4 protein-coding genes are annotated in these 4461 nt (G+C 40.3%); 3 read left to right on the top strand and 1 reads right to left on the bottom strand.

All coding sequences use genetic code 11. The features are described 5' to 3' along the window. Nucleotides 1-148: 148 nt before the first annotated feature. The 3 genes from B4033_RS08695 to B4033_RS08685 all read left to right on the top strand — a co-directional run bounded on the left by B4033_RS08695 (nt 149) and on the right by B4033_RS08685 (nt 3514). Nucleotides 149-1393, top strand: coding sequence for an MFS transporter (locus B4033_RS08695; RefSeq protein WP_286833243.1), 1245 nt, complete (start codon nt 149-151; stop codon nt 1391-1393). 137 nt (nt 1394-1530) lie between these two features. Then, nucleotides 1531-2685, top strand: coding sequence for a porin (locus B4033_RS08690; RefSeq protein ID WP_286833241.1), 1155 nt, complete (start codon nt 1531-1533; stop codon nt 2683-2685). A gap of 139 nt (nt 2686-2824) precedes the next feature. Next, nucleotides 2825-3514, top strand: a complete 690-nt coding sequence (locus B4033_RS08685; RefSeq protein ID WP_286833239.1) for an HAD family hydrolase — start codon at nt 2825-2827, stop codon at nt 3512-3514. Here the strand turns inward: B4033_RS08685 and B4033_RS08680 are convergent. After that, entirely contained in the window at nt 3511-4191 is a 681-nt protein-coding gene (locus tag B4033_RS08680) for a DUF421 domain-containing protein (protein WP_286833237.1), read from the bottom strand. The genes B4033_RS08685 and B4033_RS08680 overlap by 4 nt on opposite strands. Between the last annotated feature and the right edge of the window lie 270 nt (nt 4192-4461).

The following is a 4461-nucleotide window of genomic DNA, read 5'->3' as shown; positions in this document are numbered from 1 at the left end:
GGAAGTATTTGCCATCTTATAAGACTCTTGAATTACGACAATATTCTTTGTTTTTTATTATATTATTGCTTCGTGATAATTTTTTCACTGGCAAAATATCCATGCCAGATGATGTTTTCTGGAATATTTGATCAGCCAAGGACTTTTAATGCCGGCCATGCGCAACCTCTATGTTTTGCTATTTTCCTTATACTGGGCGCAAGGTTTACCGGTGGGATTTATGACGCATGCACTTCCAGTAATTTTGCGTGCTCAAGGTGTATCTTTGACGCATATTGGGGGATTCGGCCTGCTGATGCTGCCTTGGTCAATCAAAGTCTTTTGGGCACCTCTAGTCGATCGTTATGGTTCTACAAAAGGCCATTATCGTAGCTGGATTATTCCCGCACAGTTATTGTCTGTCATCGTACTCATCATCCTGTCCTTTATACCAATTGAGGCATTAAATCAGCCAGTTTATCTGCTAGCTTTTTTTGTGGCGCTGTTATTTATGAATGGTATTGGAGCGACACAGGATATTGCTACGGATGGACTCGCGGTCAATATTCTGAAAAATGACCAGCAACACTGGGGTAATACCTTTCAGGTGATGGGTTCACGTCTGGGGTTTATTGTCGGTGGGGGTGCCATCCTATGGCTTTTGGATGTCCTGCAATGGCAAACGACGTTCCTGATTTTAGCAGCTCTGGTCTTTCTGAATACTTTACCCATACTTTTATTTAAAGAGCCACAACATGAAAACCTGAACGCGATTGCAAAAACCCAGCAAAATAAATTCCAGTTAAAAACCTATTTTCAATATTTTCTCCAACAGCCTACTTTACGCTGGTGGCTGGCGATTCTGGTGACGTTTAAAATTGCGGATGGCCTGTCTGGACCTCTATTAAAACCGTTAATGATAGATATGGGACTGAGTTTTAGCCAGATCGGGATTTACGTGACTATGCTCGGTGCATTTGCGGCACTGATTGGTGCAGGACTTGCGGGCTGGTGCCTGAAAATATTTTCCCGTGCCCGAACTTTGATGGCTTTCTCAATTATCAAAATTATTACCCTAATGGCGTATGCCTGGCTGGCAATGCAATACGAAGCCAAACAGTCAGTTACACCCATGGTGATTTACTTGATTAATGCGGCTGAAGATATGATTTCTGCCATGTTATTAGTCGTGATGCTGACTTTAGTTATGCAATACAGCCGTAAACATCTGGCGGGAACGGACTTTACGTTTCAAGTAGCGATCATGGCGACGGTAAGTGGCGGGCTTTATAGCATAAGTGGAATATTAGGGGATAGATTGGGTTATCAGGATTATCTGTATGGCATCGTTTTTACTGCAATATTGTGCTTAATCCCGATAAACGGTTGGATAAAATACCGTAAAATTGATTGAAAAATTATCTAAATCAAATGTTTGATTGGATATTAGCCTAAAGTACTAAAAAGAATATATAAATACATTTTTAATAATTTTGTAATATAAAGACGTTGTGTATGATTTGTTACAAAATAAACCAAAGGATTATTGAAATGAAAACCAAGTTAGCGACAGCGATTGCATTGAGCCTATTGGCGGGGACAACTCTTGCAGCACCAACTTTCTATGGTGAAATTGACCTTTCTGTTGACCATGTACAGGCAGATAATAAAAATGGCGTAGAAGATCGTCATATTACTGACCTAAATTCAAATAACTCATTCCTTGGTTTAAAGGGTGATGAGAAGTTAACTGACCGCCTAAGTGCACTTTACCAAGCCGAGTTTACTTTTTATGTAGACAATGGTGGAAGCTCTGACACATTCGTACCACGTAATCTTTTAATTGGTCTTAAAGATGAAAAGCTGGGTACAGTAAAATTAGGTAAAATTGATACGCCAGTAAAGCAACTTTCATCTGTAGTAGATACATTTAATAACTATGTAGCTAACAATGCAGATGTGGCAGGTATCATGGCTGGTGAAAACCGTCTTGATAATGTACTTGTTTATGAAACCCCAGCTTTCCAGTTAGGTGAAGGTAAACTTGAAGGTAAATTACAGCTTGCTACAGGTGAAGGTAATGACACTATTGAGTCAACTAAAGGTGGCTATACAGTTGCTGGCCGTGGTTTAGGTGATTCTTGGTCTTCTTCAGTTGTTTATAGCGACAAAATGTTCGTTGCTGGCCTGGGCTATGATAAAGCGATCCCATCTCGTTTCTTAAGTCGTGGTTTCTTAAATGCTGATAATACGGATGCACGACCAGGTCAAGATGTTACAGCAAGTCGTAATGTTGTAGCAGAAGCAAATACAATTCGTGCAATTGGTCGTATTAATTTGGATAATGGGCTATCACTACGCGCATTGTATCAAACTTCTGATATTGAAAATGCTGATGCAAGTCCAACTCCAGCAAACGCTTTGGTGGCAGCAAATATTGACGATGCGCAAGCATGGTTAATTGGTGCGGAATATAACCTTCCAAATGCTAAAAATTGGACAGTGAAAGGGCAGTATAGCTATAGCGATGTAACGTTTGATGATGCTACTTCTGACTTTGAAGCTAAGCAAATTCTTGCTGGTGTTGACTATGCTTTCTCTAAACAAGTAAAAGTGTACGGTACAGCAGGCTACCTGACGATTGAACAAGGTTCTGATGAAGATAATCAGTTCCTGTTAGGTACAGGTTTCGAATACAAATTCTAATTTAGACTTTGTATGCTGAAAAAAGGCGATGTTTTTACATCGCCTTTTTATATGGAATTTTGTATAGCTTATGAGTTTAAACCCATTAGCCGCAGGATTTGGGCTGTTAAAGTAAACACAAAAGTTTGATGTAACTATTATGACTGTACGAGCTGTTTTATTTGACCTGGATAATACACTGACGCATCGCGATTTGAGTGTACAGGCTTATAGCCGATATCTGGCAGAGCAATATAGTCAGATGCTAAATTTAGCCGATATCGCAAAAATTACCGAGATCGTACGCCGTATTGATAATGGTGGCTATCCGAAAAAAGAACTGCGGACCCATTCCACAATTGGTGGCTCAGTTGCTTTTGCGCTTCTGCAAGAATTGTCCTGGCAATCTCAGCCAGCATTAGAAGAATTGAGTGATTTCTGGTTCCAGAATTTTGGCCAGTTCGCCGTCGCCATGCCGCAAGCAGAAAACTTATTGCAATCACTTAAAGCCGCAGATTATAAGCTGGCGATTATTTCTAATGGTGGACATGACACCCGCATGAATATTATTAACGGGCTGGGTTTTGCTCATTATTTTGATGAAATCATGAGTTCAGGTCTGGTTGGTATCAGTAAGCCAAATCCTGAAATTTTTCAATATACTGCACAAAAGCTCGCTGTAGCTCCAGAGCATTGTCTTTATATTGGAGACCATCCTGTCAATGATATTCAGGGTGCACAGAATGCCGGTATGCAGACTTTATGGATGGAAGGATTCCATACGCCTTTACAGCAGATAGAACACAAGATCCAGAATCTGGCTCAAGTGCTGGATTATCTCAAACATTAAGTCTGACGCTGGGTGTTGATGGCTTTGATCCATTTGCAATATTCACAGCGCTGGCAGATTGCATCTGGACTAGACAGCAACTCCACGTTGCCGCAATGCAGACAGGCATAATAAGTATCTGGTTCAACTTCCGTAATGAGGTCCTTTTGGGCTTTGGGAAATAAGGGCAAGCCATAACGGACTTCTTCGGGACTGTAAAAGAGTATGCTGAATTTACCATCGCTTTCCAGCAGTCCAGTACGAATTTGTCCCAAATGTTCAGCACCTTGCTGACGCATTTCGGCAAAGAATTCATCATGCGACATTTTGCCTTTGGAAATATGCTCAAGCACCATTTCACCATTTTCCACAATATAAAGCGGTTTGCCTTCGAGCAGATCTTCGAAGGATTGATATTGCATGGTCAGGTAGGTGGTAAGACGGTATAAAATAATAATGGTAGCCATGACGATAAACGCCTGCAGCAAAGGCAGTGTTTCATCGAACATAGGATCGCCTGCGATCGAACCCAAAGCCAAGATAATTGCGACTTCGAAAATAGAAAGTTGACGTACCCCACGTTTACCGGTCAGGCGCAAGAATATAATGATCATGGTATACATGACCAGGCAGCGCAGCAGAATTTCGCCAATAAAGGTCCAGTCAGTGTCATGGATGAAAATCGTGAAAAAATCCATAGGCTTAGCTCATATTTCCTTAAGTGAACTGAGTGTAGCAATGAACTTGGATGTGAAGTTTAGTGATTATGTTTATACAGGTAAGATCTCGATATCATCAGTTATCGATTAGCCGATGATGAACATGAATTACCAAGTTAAGAATATTATATTTTTCAATTAATAACAAAACTATAAAACTCCAACGACATTCAAGTTTGAGAATGGAATCTTTTGTGCTTGTTTCAAATTTCCGCTCTGTTTTAATAATACCCGTCTGAATTTTTAATA

The organism is Acinetobacter sp. UBA3132, assembly GCF_002364825.1.
GTDB lineage: Bacteria > Pseudomonadota > Gammaproteobacteria > Pseudomonadales > Moraxellaceae > Acinetobacter > Acinetobacter schindleri.
This window is presented reverse-complemented; position numbering and strand designations above follow the sequence as displayed.